Source organism: Pelomicrobium sp. G1, assembly GCF_051905455.1.
In the GTDB taxonomy this organism is placed as follows: domain Bacteria; phylum Pseudomonadota; class Gammaproteobacteria; order Burkholderiales; family UBA6910; genus Pelomicrobium.
Window position 1 is genome coordinate 1 of record NZ_JBQACR010000586.1, and the last position, 237, is coordinate 237.

Consider the following 237-nt stretch of genomic DNA (forward strand, 5'->3'; position numbering starts at 1 on the left):
TGCTTGTCGCACACCGACTTCACCGCGCGCGCGTTTTCTAGCGACACCGGCTTGCCGCCGCCGGAATTGTTGGTGAGGGTGAGCATCACCAGGGGGATGCGGCTCGCGCCCGCCTCTGCAATCAAGCGCTCGAGGGCCGCCACGTCCATGTTGCCCTTGAACGGATGCCGGCTGGCCGGGTCCAGCGCCTGCGGGATCGGCAGGTCCACCGCCTGGGCGCCCACGAACTCGACGTTG

At 68.4% G+C, this 237-nt stretch carries 1 protein-coding gene; it reads right to left on the reverse strand.

Annotation, left to right across the window (positions count from 1 at the left end):
- Window positions 1-237, reverse strand: a 237-nt coding sequence (locus tag ACTFO6_RS19730) for a beta-eliminating lyase-related protein (RefSeq protein ID WP_439935989.1), incomplete at both ends; no start/stop codon positions are given.